At 50.8% G+C, this 14,862-nt stretch carries 17 protein-coding genes; 10 read left to right on the top strand and 7 right to left on the bottom strand.

Annotated features, from left to right (window positions below):
• Positions 1–221 precede the first annotated feature (221 nt).
• The 5 genes from ABIC79_RS23840 to ABIC79_RS23820 all read left to right on the top strand — a co-directional run bounded on the left by ABIC79_RS23840 (position 222) and on the right by ABIC79_RS23820 (position 4,083).
• Positions 222–599: a YkgJ family cysteine cluster protein gene (locus ABIC79_RS23840; protein ID WP_013575932.1), complete on the top strand. Its 378-nt coding sequence runs from the start codon at positions 222–224 to the stop codon at positions 597–599.
• A 113-nt stretch (positions 600–712) separates the two neighbouring features.
• Complete coding sequence (locus ABIC79_RS23835; RefSeq protein WP_354568693.1) at positions 713–1,468, top strand: YciC family protein; 756 nt, start codon at positions 713–715, stop codon at positions 1,466–1,468.
• Between the two features lie 99 nt (positions 1,469–1,567).
• The gene (locus ABIC79_RS23830) at positions 1,568–2,107 is read left to right on the top strand and encodes a septation protein A (RefSeq protein ID WP_013575934.1); all 540 of its coding nucleotides are present in this window, start codon (positions 1,568–1,570) and stop codon (positions 2,105–2,107) included.
• Positions 2,108–2,180: 73 nt separating this feature from the next.
• Positions 2,181–2,621, top strand: a complete 441-nt coding sequence (gene yciA, locus ABIC79_RS23825) for an acyl-CoA thioester hydrolase YciA (RefSeq protein ID WP_013575935.1) — start codon at positions 2,181–2,183, stop codon at positions 2,619–2,621.
• Between the two features lie 139 nt (positions 2,622–2,760).
• Complete coding sequence (locus ABIC79_RS23820; protein WP_241916769.1) at positions 2,761–4,083, top strand: IS4-like element IS1271 family transposase; 1,323 nt, start codon at positions 2,761–2,763, stop codon at positions 4,081–4,083.
• 64 nt (positions 4,084–4,147) lie between these two features.
• Here ABIC79_RS23820 and ABIC79_RS23815 read toward each other — a convergent pair whose 3' ends face one another.
• Positions 4,148–4,879, bottom strand: a complete 732-nt coding sequence (locus tag ABIC79_RS23815; RefSeq protein WP_013575936.1) for an energy transducer TonB — start codon at positions 4,877–4,879, stop codon at positions 4,148–4,150.
• Between the two features lie 213 nt (positions 4,880–5,092).
• Here ABIC79_RS23815 and ABIC79_RS23810 point away from each other — a divergent pair, with 213 nt between their 5' ends.
• The 3 genes from ABIC79_RS23810 (at position 5,093) to ABIC79_RS23800 (ending at position 6,121) form a co-directional block, all read left to right on the top strand.
• The gene (locus ABIC79_RS23810; RefSeq protein ID WP_037034485.1) at positions 5,093–5,389 is read left to right on the top strand and encodes a YciI family protein; all 297 of its coding nucleotides are present in this window, start codon (positions 5,093–5,095) and stop codon (positions 5,387–5,389) included.
• 163 nt (positions 5,390–5,552) lie between these two features.
• The gene (locus tag ABIC79_RS23805; protein ID WP_013575938.1) at positions 5,553–5,843 is read left to right on the top strand and encodes a TFIIB-type zinc ribbon-containing protein; all 291 of its coding nucleotides are present in this window, start codon (positions 5,553–5,555) and stop codon (positions 5,841–5,843) included.
• A gap of 116 nt (positions 5,844–5,959) precedes the next feature.
• A complete protein-coding gene (locus ABIC79_RS23800; protein WP_013575939.1) occupies positions 5,960–6,121 on the top strand; it encodes a YnfU family zinc-binding protein in 162 nt (53 codons plus the stop codon).
• Here ABIC79_RS23800 and ABIC79_RS23795 read toward each other — a convergent pair whose 3' ends face one another.
• A complete protein-coding gene (locus tag ABIC79_RS23795) occupies positions 6,122–6,304 on the bottom strand; it encodes a YciY family protein (RefSeq protein WP_037034487.1) in 183 nt (60 codons plus the stop codon).
• A 297-nt stretch (positions 6,305–6,601) separates the two neighbouring features.
• Here ABIC79_RS23795 and cls point away from each other — a divergent pair, with 297 nt between their 5' ends.
• Positions 6,602–8,062, top strand: coding sequence for a cardiolipin synthase (cls, locus tag ABIC79_RS23790; RefSeq protein ID WP_013575940.1), 1,461 nt, complete (start codon positions 6,602–6,604; stop codon positions 8,060–8,062).
• 80 nt (positions 8,063–8,142) lie between these two features.
• The gene (locus ABIC79_RS23785; RefSeq protein ID WP_013575941.1) at positions 8,143–8,466 is read left to right on the top strand and encodes an HI1450 family dsDNA-mimic protein; all 324 of its coding nucleotides are present in this window, start codon (positions 8,143–8,145) and stop codon (positions 8,464–8,466) included.
• A gap of 204 nt (positions 8,467–8,670) precedes the next feature.
• Here ABIC79_RS23785 and oppF read toward each other — a convergent pair whose 3' ends face one another.
• The 5 genes from oppF to oppA all read right to left on the bottom strand — a co-directional run bounded on the left by oppF (position 8,671) and on the right by oppA (position 14,414).
• Positions 8,671–9,675 carry a murein tripeptide/oligopeptide ABC transporter ATP binding protein OppF gene (oppF, locus tag ABIC79_RS23780; protein ID WP_015690069.1) on the bottom strand — a complete coding sequence of 335 codons (1,005 nt, stop codon included), beginning with the start codon at positions 9,673–9,675 and terminating at the stop codon, positions 8,671–8,673.
• Between the two features lie 29 nt (positions 9,676–9,704).
• Complete coding sequence (locus tag ABIC79_RS23775) at positions 9,705–10,730, bottom strand: ABC transporter ATP-binding protein (protein ID WP_037034493.1); 1,026 nt, start codon at positions 10,728–10,730, stop codon at positions 9,705–9,707.
• A gap of 11 nt (positions 10,731–10,741) precedes the next feature.
• Positions 10,742–11,650, bottom strand: a complete 909-nt coding sequence (oppC, locus tag ABIC79_RS23770) for an oligopeptide ABC transporter permease OppC (RefSeq protein WP_013575944.1) — start codon at positions 11,648–11,650, stop codon at positions 10,742–10,744.
• Positions 11,651–11,665: 15 nt separating this feature from the next.
• Positions 11,666–12,586: an oligopeptide ABC transporter permease OppB gene (gene oppB / locus ABIC79_RS23765; protein ID WP_013575945.1), complete on the bottom strand. Its 921-nt coding sequence runs from the start codon at positions 12,584–12,586 to the stop codon at positions 11,666–11,668.
• Positions 12,587–12,773: 187 nt separating this feature from the next.
• A complete protein-coding gene (gene oppA, locus ABIC79_RS23760; protein ID WP_013575946.1) occupies positions 12,774–14,414 on the bottom strand; it encodes an oligopeptide ABC transporter substrate-binding protein OppA in 1,641 nt (546 codons plus the stop codon).
• Between the last annotated feature and the right edge of the window lie 448 nt (positions 14,415–14,862).

Below are 14,862 nucleotides of genomic sequence, written 5' to 3'. Positions count from 1 at the left end.
AATGCGGGATCACATCTTTAAAACAAAAAGTAAGAAAATGCATCTTCCGCAAAGCGATCTAAATCTATAAAAACAAAGGAATTGATCTGCATCAAAAATGAGGAGATTTTGTTGTTTTGTTAACAGGTGATATTTCAGTTGCTAAAAAAAATGGTGCTGCGTAATTTGCATACTCATAGTTAGTTTTGGTTTGGTGCCGTAAGGAGTCGGTAACTTCCAAGATGGGCGAAATTAACAATCCTTGTATGACCTGTGGCGCATGCTGCGCTTATTTCCGCGTTTCATTTTATTGGGCTGAATCTGAAGAGGCTGGCGGCTGTGTTCCGCAGGCACTGACAGAGCAAGTCACCCCTTTTCTGAGTTGCATGCAAGGCACGAACAGTAAAACGCCGCGCTGTGTTGCCCTGGAGGGTGAAGTGGGACATGCGGTTTCCTGTTCTGTTTATCTCAACCGTCCGACACCGTGCCGCGAATTCGATCAGTCAGGGTTGAATGGCATCGGCAATGCTGCCTGCGATCGTGCCCGTGCGAAGTATGGCCTGCCCCCTCTGGATGTAAATTTACCGACGATTGATCTCAGCCACCTCAGTTGCGTTTAAGCAGAGATTGATCGACGGGTCTGACAGGAAATCAGCGCAAAACTATCGGCGGAGGGTATTTAAAGGGTACAATCCCCGCCTTATTGATTTTTGCTTTTTGCCAAGGAGCGTCCATGTCTATCACGGCCAGTACGTTGTACCGTGACAGTTATAATTTTATGCGTAATCAGATGAGTAGCGTTTTGGCGCTCTCGGTTCTGGCCGCATTAATCACCGTCATATTAAGCTGGGTTTTAAGTCCTTCATCTGAGCAGGTCGAGGCCATCGGGCAACTGATGAGTAACATGACCGGCATGAGCGTCGGCGATATGATGGGATATATTGAGCAGCAGATTACTCCGGAGCAGCAAAGCGCGATTTTCCGTTACAGCCTGGCCGCTCTGCTGTCAACGCTCGCCGGAAACGTTATTCTGGTCGGCGGCGTTCTGACGTTGATCCAACTGATTTCTCAGGGCGTTCGCGCCAGTATTACGCAAATTTTGAGTTCGTCATTGCCGGTGTTGCCACGTCTGGCCATTTTGCTGTTTATTTACAGCATCATGTTCCGTATCGGTCTGGCGCTGCTGTTTGTTCCGGCATTCCTGATTGCGATTGCCTGGTCAATGTCACTGGTTATTTCCTGTAAAGAGAATGCCGGCGTGTTCAAAGCAATGCGCCTGAGCACCCGCCTGGCCTTCAGCAATGTGCGTCTGGTCGCCCCGGCCGTGATGCTGTGGATTGTGGCGCAGGTGGTGCTGATGCTGTTTGTTGGCGTACTGAGTGCGCTGAATCCGATGATTGGTGCAGTGATCCTCGGCGCAGTGAGCAACCTGATCAGCGCCTTTATGCTGATTTATCTGTTCCGTCTTTACATGAAATTACATGCATAATATAGACATAACTTTTTCAGGGGCGCTCCGGCGCCCTTTTCTTTTGTCCGCGAAATGATTCCGGTATAGTCATCCCATACATAAAACATGGAATGAAGTATGAAGCAGCTCCTCGATTTTCTTCCCCTGATTGTCTTTTTTGTGGTTTATAAGCTTTACGATATTTTTGTCGCATCAGGCGCGTTAATTGCGGCCACCGCGTTAGCGTTAGTGATTACCTGGATTCTGTATCGCAAAATCGAGAAGATGACGTTAATCACCTTCGCGATGGTCGCTGTTTTCGGCACCCTGACACTGGTTTTCCACAATGACGAATTCATTAAATGGAAAGTGACAGTTATTTATATGCTGTTCTCCGGTGCATTACTGATCAGCCAGCTGGTTCTGAAAAAGCCGTTAATCCAGCGTATGTTGGGTAAAGAGCTGACATTGCCGGATCACGTATGGAATAAACTGAACGTCAGCTGGGCCATCTTTTTCCTGCTGTGCGGACTGGCCAATATCTATGTGGCCTTTTGGTTACCGCAGAATATCTGGGTTAACTTCAAGGTATTTGGCCTGACCGCACTGACGCTGGTATTCACCCTGTTGAGTGGCGTCTATATTTACCGGCATATGCCGGATGACGAAAAAAAATAAGCATTCTTCTGCACGGGCCTTTCTTTGAAAGGCCTTACTTTTTCAAATTGTTGAACTGTGTGAAGCCTATCGTATGAACGAAAAACATAGCTTACCCAATGGTGAAATGGTGTTGCGTACGCTGGCGATGCCAGCTGACACCAATGCGAATGGCGACATCTTTGGCGGATGGCTGATGTCGCAGATGGATATGGGCGGGGCGATTCAGGCGAAAGAAATCGCCAAAGGTCGCGTAGTGACCGTACGCGTTGACGGCATGACGTTTCTTAAACCCGTGGCTGTCGGGGATGTGGTGTGCTGCTACGCACGCTGTATTCGTACCGGTAACAGCTCGATCACCATCAACGTGGAAGTGTGGGTGAAGAAAGTCTCTTCTGAGCCCATCGGACAGCGTTACAGAGCCACTGAAGCGGTGTTTACGTATGTTGCTGTAGATGATGAAGGGAAATCGCGCCAGTTGCCTGACGGTCGCAGTAATTTCAGCGTCGATTCCGACGGTGTCTCTCAGGACTAAGCCGGTTCTGTATGATGGGAAGTAAAAGACTGGAAGTAAAAAGGTCGCCTTCATGGCTAATGCCGATCGTTTAAGGATCAGTTGACCGATCCGGTGGCTCGTGTAAAAAGGGTTCATGCTCATCATGGACCCTTTTTAAATGGAACTTTCACAAGCTCTCGGTATTATCAATCTTACTGCCCCCGATGAAGTTCAAAGCCTCGCTGACCTCCTGTCTCCGGACCTCATTCAGCAAGCTTTTTCTCTCACTGACACCGTCACCCTACGCAAGCGTAAACTCCCCCTCGAGTCCATGGTCTGGCTGGTTATCGGCATGGCCATATTCAACAATAAGCCTATGAGTCATATCGTTAATCTGATGGATATTGTTGACCGAACCGGACGCTCATTCACCGCACCCAGCTCCGTTATTGCCCGCAGAAAAACGTTAGGTGAAGATGCCATCCGGGTTCTGTTTGATATCACTCAGCAACACTGGCATGCAGAGGCAAAACATCCTCTCTGGCACGGACTGACACTCAATGCCGTCGATGGCGTAGTCTGGCATACGCAGGACACGCCTGAAAATGCAGAGGCCTTCGGTAAGGCTTCGAACCAGCACGGTGAACGCGGATATCCTCAGGTCCGCATGGTCTGCCTGATGGAACTGAGCAGCCACCTGTTGCGGGCCAGTGTGATGGACAGTTACGACGTGAACGAGATGCGCCTGGCGGCAAAGCTGGCAGCCAGCGCGCCGGATAACAGTATTACGCTGTTCGATAAGGGTTTTTACTCTTTAGGCCTGCTACATGACTGGCATAATGCGGGCGAAAATCGCCACTGGCTGACGCCGCTGAAAAAGAACACGCAGTACGAGGTGGTGTGTAAGCCCGGCAAACAGGACGAGCTGATACGGCTGAAAACGTCACCGCAGGCCAGAAAACAGTGGGAAGGACTGCCGGAAGAAATGACCGTGCGGCTTATCCGCCGGAAGGTCAATGGCGTTGAACGGCAGGTTCTGACGTCAATGACGGATGCGATGCGTTATCCGGCCGCCAGCGTGGCGGAGCTTTATAAGCATCGCTGGGAAATCGAGTTAGGATACCGGGAGACGAAGCAGTTTTTACTGGGGAACCGGTGGGCGCTGAGAAGCAAACTGCCGGAAATGGTGAGGCAGGAACTGTGGGGTATCCTGCTGAGTTATAACCTAATTCGTTACCAGATGATCAAGATGGCGTTCAGCCTGAAGGGAGATTATCTGCCTTATCAGCTGAGTTTTAGCGGTGCAGTGTCGGAGATATTACGGTTGTTAATCGGGCTGCCGTGGGCATCAGCGGGAGCCATCCCGGGTCATCTGAAGCATTTTTACAGCAACGCAGCGATGCTAAAACTGCCCTCGAGACGTGAGCGTGAATATGTCAGGGAAGTGAGAGAAAAAAGGTCGAAATATCCCTTAAAAAACAATGCCGGTCACCTTAAGTGACCGGCATTAGCCTTCATGGCGACCTTTTTTTGCGTGGAAATCACTGGTGATGACCTGTCCTGGCTTATTCGACAGCAGAACCGCCTTTAATCCTGAACACCAGGTTCACCACGAGATTGCTGGCAGCCTTCGGTTCATAGCGCCATTTGCTCATCGCCTGTTTCACTTCCCGCTCAAACATATTGCGCGGCTCAGCTGACAGAACACGTACGTTTTGCACACGACCATCGCTGTCCACATCAAACTGTACACGAACCCGCCCTTCGATACGTAAGGCCAGTGCTCGCGCCGGATAAGCAGGTTCGCCACGCTGCAGCGGCCGCGGACCGGTATTGCTCTGCGCATTGGTAGACGCCGGAGGCTGACTCACGGGTTTAGTGACCGGCTGGTTGCTGGTTACCGGGGCAGTTTGTACCGTTTGCGCCGGTTTTTCGACGGGACGTTCAACGGGTTTCACCTTCGGTTTAACGACCGGCTTTTTCACCGGTTTTGGCTTAGGTTTTGGGGGCTCCGGAATCACAACGGCTTCAGGCGGCGGCGGTGGCTCCGGCACGACTTCCGGTTCCGGCTCAGGTGCTGGCGGTGTCGGTTCAGGTTGTGGCGGCGGCGGAGGGGGTGCAAAGTCGGCCGGATTGACCATCGTTACACTCATCACCTTCTGATCCTGACTTGGCAATTTGATTGACTCGCCCACCGTCATATACAACACGCCCGCAATGACTGCGACATGTAAACTAACAGCAAGCAAAACCGGCACCGTCACCTTGCGGATAAATCTAAACTTTTTTAGCGGCATAATGATTCATTTTCCCCGTGAAGCCGCAAGTTTAAATGTAAATAGCAATCATATTCAACACCGAGATGACAACTATTCTCAAATAACCCTTGTTTTGATCCTACGCAAAGCGCTTTCCCCGGACTTCAGGTTTAGCTATGTTAATTCTGTAAAATAGTCAGGCAGCCTCTGGCTGCCAAAAAACGCTCACTAAAACCCCATTAAAGGTGACTCATGCTTTACGTTATTTATTCTGAAGATGTTTCCGACTCGCTGGAGAAACGTGCTGCTGCCCGCCCTGCTCACATCGAACGCCTGAAAAAATTGCATGAACAAGGCCGCGTACTGATTGCAGGTCCGACCCCGTCCATTGACAGCGAAGATCCGGGCGCCGCCGGCATGACCGGATCCGTGCTGATTGTCGAATTCGAAACACTGGAAGACGCCAGAGTGTGGGCAGATGCCGATCCGTACGTTAAAGCTGGCGTGTATAAAGCCGTGACTGTCAAACCGTTCAAACGCGTATTCTGATGTTTTATGGGCAGTTTTTCGGGCTGCCCGCTATTCCCTGTGCCTTCCCGCCTTCTCTTTAATCAACTTTACTTTTGCTTACGTCAGTTGATTGTCTAAATATCCGGTTACTCAAACAGTTACCTGCGCCTTTTTTCTTTAACAGTCGAGCGGAGAACCTGATATGCAATGTCCGGTATGCAAAGAAAGTCAGTTAGTGATGTCCGAACGTCAGGGCATTGAAATCGATTATTGTCCTGACTGTCGCGGAGTATGGCTGGATCGCGGTGAGCTGGATAAAATCATCGAGAAATCTGCCACATTACAGGCCGCAGAACGCCCTGCAACTGCACGCTATGAGGAACGTGACCGTCGAGACGATCACCGGCCGCAAGGCAATTATGACAACCGCGGCCATTACCCGTCCCAAAAGCCCTATAAAAAGAAGAGCTTCCTTTCAGAGCTTTTCGACTGATTTCACCCCTCACGCGCCATGACATCACACCTCATGGCGTGATTCCCCGAATGCCGTCACATTGCATTCATCGCTTCTGTGTTAGAATGCTTACCCCTACCCATGAGGTAAGCATTATGTCATTCTTCGACGGACTGAAGTTTCTAACCAGCACGACCACGAAGGTCACCTGCCCGGAATGCGGTTATGTTTCAGAACAGATGAGCTCGAAAGTGCGCAAAAACGCCACGCTGGTCTGCAAAAAATGTGGCGCGCTTTTTCAGCCTAAATCCCGTTAATCAGGAATTCCATTCGTAGTTCACGGCATACAATGAAAGGCGCTGGTGCTGCTGATGATGGATTTGACGAATACGGTAAATATGGCGGTAGCGTCTTGACTGCCCTTCCAGCCAGCGGCTTCTCCGGCGCTGGGTCTGGCGTAACATCCGCCACCGGCCGACTTCATTTCTACTGTGTTTCATTCACTTGTGTCCCGTAATGCCCGTGGCTGCTTCTTTAACGAAAGCGCTTCTTTTACAGAAAGTGTCTTGAGCGGAAAAACTGCGGGACATTATAGGCCGATGACGTTGTGATCCAAGTCTTGTTTTCCCCCTTCCTCCACGTTATCAGCTAACCTTGATGTCAGGGCGATGACTCTTTTATTAATCTGATACAGATTACAGAGGTAGCTGATTGATTAGCAGGATAAAGTTAGTTAAAAGGTTTCCCCTTTCACGTACACTCATGCCGATGGCTTGCGAACAGGACTTTTCGCCTTTATGACAACATTTTATACGGTAATCAGCGGTCTTCTGGTTTTCGGTTACTGGTTACTGATTGCCGGTGTCACCCTGCGCATTCTGATGAAGCGCCGGGCAGTTCCGTCCGCAATGGCATGGCTGCTGATCATCTACATCATTCCGCTGGTCGGTATTATTGCCTATCTGTCGTTTGGGGAACTGCACTTAGGCAAACGCCGTGCGGAACGGGCAAAAGCCATGTGGCCCTCCACCGCCCGCTGGCTCAATGATCTCAAAGACTGTAAGCGTATTTTTGCCACTGAGAACAGTGAAATTGCCGCCTCACTTTTCCAGCTTTGCGAGCGCCGTCAGGGCATTGCCGGTGTAAAAGGTAATCAGTTGCAACTGCTGACCACCAGCGATGACGTGCTGCACGCGATGATGCGTGATATCGGACTGGCACGCAGTAACATCGAAATGGTGTTTTATATCTGGCAACCGGGCGGTCTGGTTGATCAGGTCGCAGAATCCCTGATGGCGGCCTCTCGCCGTGGCATTCATTGCCGTCTGATGCTGGATTCCGCTGGCAGCGTGGCCTTTTTCCGCAGCCCTTACCCGGCCATGATGCGCAACGCGGGTATCGAAGTCGTTGAAGCGTTGCAGGTGAATCTGTTCCGTGTGTTCCTGCGCCGGATGGATCTGCGTCAGCACCGTAAAGTCGTACTGATCGACAACTATGTCGCCTATACCGGCAGCATGAATATGGTCGATCCGCGTTTCTTCAAACAGGATGCTGGCGTCGGTCAGTGGGTGGACTTGATGGCGCGCATGGAAGGCCCTGTCGCCACCACAATGGGTATCGTGTATTCCTGCGACTGGGAGATTGAAACCGGCAAACGGATTTTACCGCCGGAACCGGATCTCAACCAGATGCCGTTCGAGCAGGAAAGCGGCCATACCATTCAGGTGATCGCTTCCGGCCCTGGCTTCCCTGAAGATATGATTCATCAGGCTCTGCTGACCGCGACCTATTCTGCACGCGAACAACTGGTGATGACGACACCGTATCTCGTGCCAAGCGACGATCTGCTGCATGCCATTTGCACAGCGGCGCAGCGCGGAGTGGATGTCAGTATCATTCTGCCGATGAAGAACGATTCGATGATGGTGAACTGGGCAAGTAAGGCGTTCTTTGGCGAATTGCTGGAAGCCGGTGTCAAAATTTACCAGTTCGAAGACGGCCTGCTGCATACCAAAAGTATTCTGGTCGACGGCCAGCTCAGTCTGGTCGGCACGGTGAATCTGGATATGCGCAGTCTGTGGCTCAATTTTGAGATAACACTGGTCATTGATGACGCCGGATTTGGCGATGATTTGGGCCGCGTGCAGGAAGATTATATTGCCCGCTCGCATTTGCTGGATGTGGAAGCCTGGCTTAAACGTCCTTTCTGGCACCGCATCGTCGAACGATTGTTCTACTTTTTCAGTCCGCTGCTGTAAAAGCCACGTCGGGCATGATGTAATACACACAGTACCGGCCTGAACCAGCCTGAATACACTCATCTGTAAACGAGAATGATATGGACCTGAATAATCGCCTGACCGAAGACGAAACGCTTGAACAAGCCTACGACATCTTTCTGGAACTGGCCGGAGATAACCTTGATCCGGCAGACATCCTGATCTTCAATCTGCAATTTGAAGAACGTGGCGGCGCTGAATTATATGACCCGGCTGAAGACTGGGTTGAGCACGTGGATTTCGACTTAAATCCGGACTTCTTTGCTGAAGTGGTGATTGGCCTGGCTGACGCTGAAGACCAGCCTATCAATGATATTTTCGCCCGTGTTCTGCTGTGTCGCGAGAAAGATCACAAGCTCTGCCATATCCTCTGGAAAGAATAATCTTCTCCGTCGTCCTTCAGACCGGCTCTGTGTTGGCTGCTTTCATTCACCCCGGTCACTGACATAAGTCAGCTCCCGGGAATTCACTCAATTGCCGCCTTGATCCAATCTGAATGACTTAGCAGAACGATACATAAAGATAACGAAGACGAAAAAAACCTGCCATTGGCAGGTTTTTTTATGCTTTCCGTCTGAGAATATTTATCAGAGCGGATCGACTTTCAGACAAGATACCGCGTGGCGGAAGCTGCCTTCCAGCAACGGACGGGTTATCGCACATTCTGGTCCGGCGATCGGGCAGCGGGTACGGAACACGCAACCTGACGGCGGATTAATTGGCGAAGGTAACTCCCCTTCCAGCAACTGAATGACTTTGTTGCGCTCTTTGTCCGGATCAGGAACCGGCACCGCAGACATCAGGGCACGGGTATACGGATGCTGAGGATTGTTGTACACCTCATCATAAGTCCCCAGCTCGACGGCATGACCAAGATACATCACCAGAACACGGTCAGAGATGTGCTTTACCACCGCCAGATCGTGCGCGATGAAAATCAGCGACAAGCCCATTTCACGCTGCAACTGCTGAAGCAGGTTAACCACCTGCGCCTGGATGGACACATCCAGTGCAGAGACTGGCTCATCACAGATAATCAGTTTCGGTTCCAGGATGAGTGCGCGCGCGATGCCAATACGCTGACACTGACCACCGGAGAATTCGTGCGGGTAACGGTTAATCAGGTTAGGCAGCAGCCCGACCTTTAACATCATTGCCTTCACTTTTTCCTTCACCTCAAGACGAGGCATCTTCGGATTATAGGTTTTCAGCGGCTCGGCAATGATTTCACCGATGGTCATACGCGGGTTCAGGGACGCCAGCGGATCCTGGAAAATCATCTGGATATCACTGCGCGTGTGGCGCCACTCGCTGTCCGACATATTCAGCAGATCTTTGCCCAGCCATGCGACACGACCGTCAGTGGCTTTCACCAACCCGATCAGCGCACGGGCAAAGGTCGATTTACCACAACCGGATTCCCCCACTACGCCCAGCGTTTCCCCTTCATAAAGACGCAGGGTCACGCCGTCGACGGCTTTCAGGGTTTTCGAGGGCTGCCAGAACCATTGTTTACCGTCTTTGATGTCGAAATGGACTTTAAGATCAGCCACTTCGAGCAGAACTTTTTTCTCTGGCGCGTGGGTGTTCATTGCCGCACTGTTCATGATTGTGTTGTCTGTCATACCAGCTCCTCCAGCGGCTTATAGCATGCACGCAAACGGCCATCCCCGAAACGCTCCAGCGGCGGTGCCGAGGAGCAGATATCCATCGCATGCGGACAGCGCGGCTGGAACGGACAACCTTTTGGCAGGCGCAGCAAGTTTGGCGGGTTGCCCGGAATAGTCATCATCGCGCCACCTTCGGCATCAAGACGAGGAACCGCATTGAGCAGGCCGATGGAATAAGGATGACAAGGTTCATAAAACACATCGCGTGCACGGCCATATTCCATGGTTCGCCCGGCGTACATCACCAGCACTTTGTCGCAGATACCGGCCACCACGCCAAGGTCATGCGTAATCATAATGATTGCTGTGTTGAACTCTGATTTCAGTTCATTCAGTAATGTCATGATTTGCGCCTGAACGGTCACGTCCAGCGCCGTGGTCGGCTCATCGGCAATCAGCAATTTAGGGCGGCACAACAACGCCATTGCAATCATCACACGCTGGCGCATACCACCGGAGAATTCATGTGGGAACATTTTCATACGCTTGCGGGCTTCCGGCATTTTCACCGCGTCCAGCATGCGTACGGATTCTTCAAACGCTTCGCGCTTACTCATTTTTTTATGCAGGATCAGGACTTCCATCAACTGTTCACCCACGCGCATGTACGGGTTGAGAGAGGTCATCGGATCCTGGAAGATCATCGAAATCTGTTCTGCGCGCAGCTTATTGAGCTGTTGTTGTGGCAGATTGAGGATTTCGCGGCCATTAAATTTCGCCGAACCGCCGATGCGGCCATTACTGGCCAGTAATCCCATCAGAGCAAAGGCGGTTTGTGATTTGCCAGAACCGGATTCGCCCACAATGCCCAGCGTTTCGCCAGCACGCAGATCGAAATTCAGATCGTTCACTGCGGTAACGTCACCGTCCGGAGTCTCGAACGTGACGCGCAAATCCTGAACATCAAGTAAGATTGGCGGAACTTTGCCGTCAACCGCGGCGGGGGCTGCAAATGTGGAATGTTCAATGGTGCTCATGATTGCACTCCTTAACGATCTTTCGGGTCGAGGGCATCACGCAAGCCATCGCCGATAAAATTGAAACAAAACAGAGTTACAACCAGGAAGCCTGCCGGGAACAGCAGTAACCAAGGTGAAACTTCCATCGAGTTGGCGCCATCGCTTAACAACGCGCCCCAACTGCTCAGTGGTTCCTGTGTACCCAATCCCAGGAAGCTCAGGAAGGATTCAAACAAAATCATGCTCGGCACCAGCAGCGATGCGTAGACCACGACAACGCCCAGCACATTGGGAACAATGTGACGCAGGACAATATTGCGCGTGCTCACACCACTCACCAGCGCCGCTTCGATGAATTCTTTACGCTTGAGGCTGAGAGTCTGTCCACGCACGATACGCGCCATGTCCAGCCAGGACACCATCCCGATCGCCACGAATATCAGCAGGATGTTTTGCCCGAAGAAGGTCACCAGCAGAATAACGAAGAACATGAACGGGAAGGAGTTGAGAATTTCCAGCAGACGCATCATTGCGGAGTCAATTTTACCGCCCAGATAACCGGACAACGACCCGTAAAGCGTACCGAGAATAACGGCCACTAACGCTGCCGCTACACCGACCATCAGGGAAATACGTCCGCCGATCGCCACACGTACCAGCAAATCACGGCCTGAAGAGTCAGTGCCGAAATAGTGGTGAGAAGCAAAATCAGGTGCCGCTGACATCATATTCCAGTCGGTATCATCGTAGGAAAACTGGGATAACATCGGCGCAAACGCCACGAATAGCGCGATAAATGCCAGCACGATCAGGCTGGTGACCGCCGCACGGTTGTGCATAAAACGACGTCGTGCATCCTGCCACAGACTGCGGCCTTCAACTTCGAGTTTTTCGCTGAAGTTTTCCACGACGTCGCTATTTTTCTTACTTAACATCATTGACGTACTCCGGCATTAATAACGGATTTTCGGGTCGATGACGGCATAAAGCACGTCGACGATCGCATTGAATAATATGGTCAATGCGCCCACTAAAATGGTCAGGCTCAAGACCAGTGAGTAGTCACGGTTTAATGCACCGTTAACAAACAGCTGGCCAATGCCCGGCAATCCGAAAATGCTCTCGATGACCATCGAACCGGTGATGATCCCAACGAAGGCCGGTCCCATGTATGACAATACCGGCAGCAGTGCAGGTTTAAGCGCGTGGCGCAAAATGATGCGACGCAGCGGCAACCCTTTGGCGCGAGCTGTACGGATGAAGTTGGAATGCAGAATTTCGATCATTGAACCGCGGGTGATACGCGCAATACTGGCGATATAAGCCAGTGACAGTGCCACCATCGGCAGGATCATATATTTGGCACCACCGCCATTCCAGCCGCCGCCAGGCAACCATTTAAGCGTGATGGCAAATATCAGCACCAGTAACGGCGCAACCACGAAACTGGGTATGACCACCCCCGTCATCGCAACGCCCATCACCGTGTAATCCCATTTCGTGTTCTGGTTGAGTGCTGCGATAACGCCCGCACTGACTCCAAACACAATCGCCATGATAAATGCCGCCAGACCCAGTTTCGCTGAAACCGGGAAAGAAGCCGCAACCAGATCATTAACGGTGTAGTCCTTATATTTGAACGACGGGCCAAAATCGCCTTTCGCCAGTTGTTCTAAATAATGGAAATATTGCTTATACATTGGGTCATTGAGGTGATATTTCGCCTCAATGTTCGCCATCACTTCTGGCGGAAGATTACGCTCACCCGTAAAAGGGCTGCCAGGTGCAAGACGCATCATAAAAAACGAAATGGTGATCAGAATGAATAGCGTCGGAATCGCTTCCAGACAGCGGCGTAAAATAAACTTTAACATTGCCCGTACCTGTTTCTAAGCCTGTCACTACAGCTTGATAGTTTTGGCTTGGTCACGACGACTATCGGGTGATAGCCGCCGTGGTGGCTCTTTGCTTCAGCACCGAAAACCGGCACTAAAAACATTACCTTCATCAATAAAGAAGGAGCAAGGCAGCTCGGGGATGCCTTGCTCTGACACTGATTAATTAGTGTTTGATGATGTATAAGTCTTTAACGTAGACGTTGTCCTGTGGATCTTTACCGGTGTAACCACCAACGTATGGTTTCACCAGACGCGCGTTCACGTAGTAATAGACAGGCACAATCGCAGAATCTTTATCGAGCTGGGTTTCAGCTTTCTGATACAGCGCTGCGCGTTCTTCGTCAGTTTTCGCGGTCAGCGTGTCCGCGATGTCTTTATCAAACGCAGGGCTCTTATAGTGAGCCGTGTTGTTGCTGCTGTCAGACAGCATAGTGTTCAGGAAGGAAGAAGGTTCGTTGTAATCGGAGCACCAGCCAGCACGGGCGATATCGAAGTTGCCCTGATGACGGCTGTCCAGGAAGGTTTTCCACTCCTGGTTAACGAGTTTCACGTCAACACCCAGGTTTTTCTTCCAGATAGCGGCAGCGGCGATAGCCAGTTTTTTGTGCAGATCAGACGTGTTGTACAGCAGGTCGAAAGTAAGTGGTTTAGCTGGGGTATAACCCGCTTCAGCCAGCAGTTTTTTAGCCTGCTCGTTACGCTGTTCCTGAGTCTCTTTAAACCAGGCCGGAGGCGTCAGTTTTGCACCATCAGTGTAAGGAGGGGTATAGCCATAAGCTGGCAAATCGCCCTGCGCTTTTACTTTGTTCACGATGATGTCGCGATCCAGGCCCAGTTTCAGCGCTTCACGAACGCGTGAATCAGTGAATGGTGCTTTCTGGTTATTGATTTCGTAGTAATAAGTGCACAGGTACGGGTCAACGTGGACTTCGGTCGGGATTTCTTTTTTCAGTTTCTGGAACAGTTCGATCGGCATGTTGTTATAAGTCATGTCGATTTCGCCGCTACGGTAGCGGTTAACGTCAGTCACTTCAGAGGAGATTGGCAGGTAAGTGACCTGATTAATAACGGTTTTCGCGTTATCCCAGTAAGTCGGGCTACGCTCCAGAACAATGCGTTCGTTAACGGTCCAGGTTTTCAGTTTGTATGCACCGTTGCTCACGTAGTTTTCTGGTTGAGTCCATTTGTCGCCAAATTTCTCAACAACACTTTTGTTTACCGGCTTCATCGCGGTGTGAGACAGCATTTTGACGAAATAGGGAACAGGTTCGGTCAGAGTGACTTGCAGGGTATGGTCGTCAAGCGCTTTCACACCCAGAGTATCAGGGCTTTTCTTACCGCTGATGATGTCGTCAATGTTTTCGATATGACCGTATTGCAGATAGCTTTCATACGGAGACGCAGTTTTCGGATCCGCCAGACGCTGCCAGCTGTAGACAAAATCTTCGGCTGTTACAGGGTCGCCGTTAGACCATTTAGCTTCCGGGCGCAGGTGGAAGGTCCAGACTTTAAAATCTTTGTTTTCCCAACTGGTGGCTACACCAGGAATGACGCTGCCGTCTTTGCTATCGGTATTTACCAGACCTTCCAGCAAATCACGGATAACGTTAGATTCCGGCACGCCTTCGACTTTATGCGGGTCGAGAGACTGAACTTCAGAACCGTTGTTGCGCACCAGCTCTTGTTTGGCGGCCAGAGTCACGCCTGCTGGCACGTTGGCTGCGAATGCATTATTGATTGAAACAGATCCTACTGCAGCCAGAATGCAGGCAGCGAGCAGATTTTTTTTTGTGATGTTGGTCATTTTTATTCAACTCCAGTTTTTATTATGAACTTGCACGCCCGGGTGCAAGATAAACCCTTGCTGGGTCAATGGGTTTCAAAAGCAGGAACGAATTGCTCAAGAAAGGCCCCCATGTAGTTACCACCCGCAGATGGCTGTCCCCTATTACTGCATGTATTACTCAATAACGTTGGAAACGTCAGGCTGTTGTTCGCCATGTTGTTTCCGGGATCGTTAAGGATGATCCCACCCCATTTGATTTACCCCGTGCACAACAAAACAAGGTTCTGCGTCACACCAGGTAATCACATACTGTTATTCCTAACCTTAACAATATTATTTTCTTATTCGCCTCACGGCGATAGAAAGCCCTTCGCAGTTAAGCGCCTGAATTCAATTAATGAGAAGAAGAGATGAAGGTTTGTTTTGCTGAACCGGCAGACTCAACAAAAGACTATGTAATGTCGCC

The organism is Rahnella sp. 2050 (genome assembly GCF_040544515.1).
GTDB classification, from domain to species: Bacteria; Pseudomonadota; Gammaproteobacteria; order Enterobacterales; family Enterobacteriaceae; genus Rahnella; species Rahnella aceris.
Note: the sequence above shows the minus strand (reverse complement) of the source record. Positions and strands in the feature narration are given on the sequence as shown.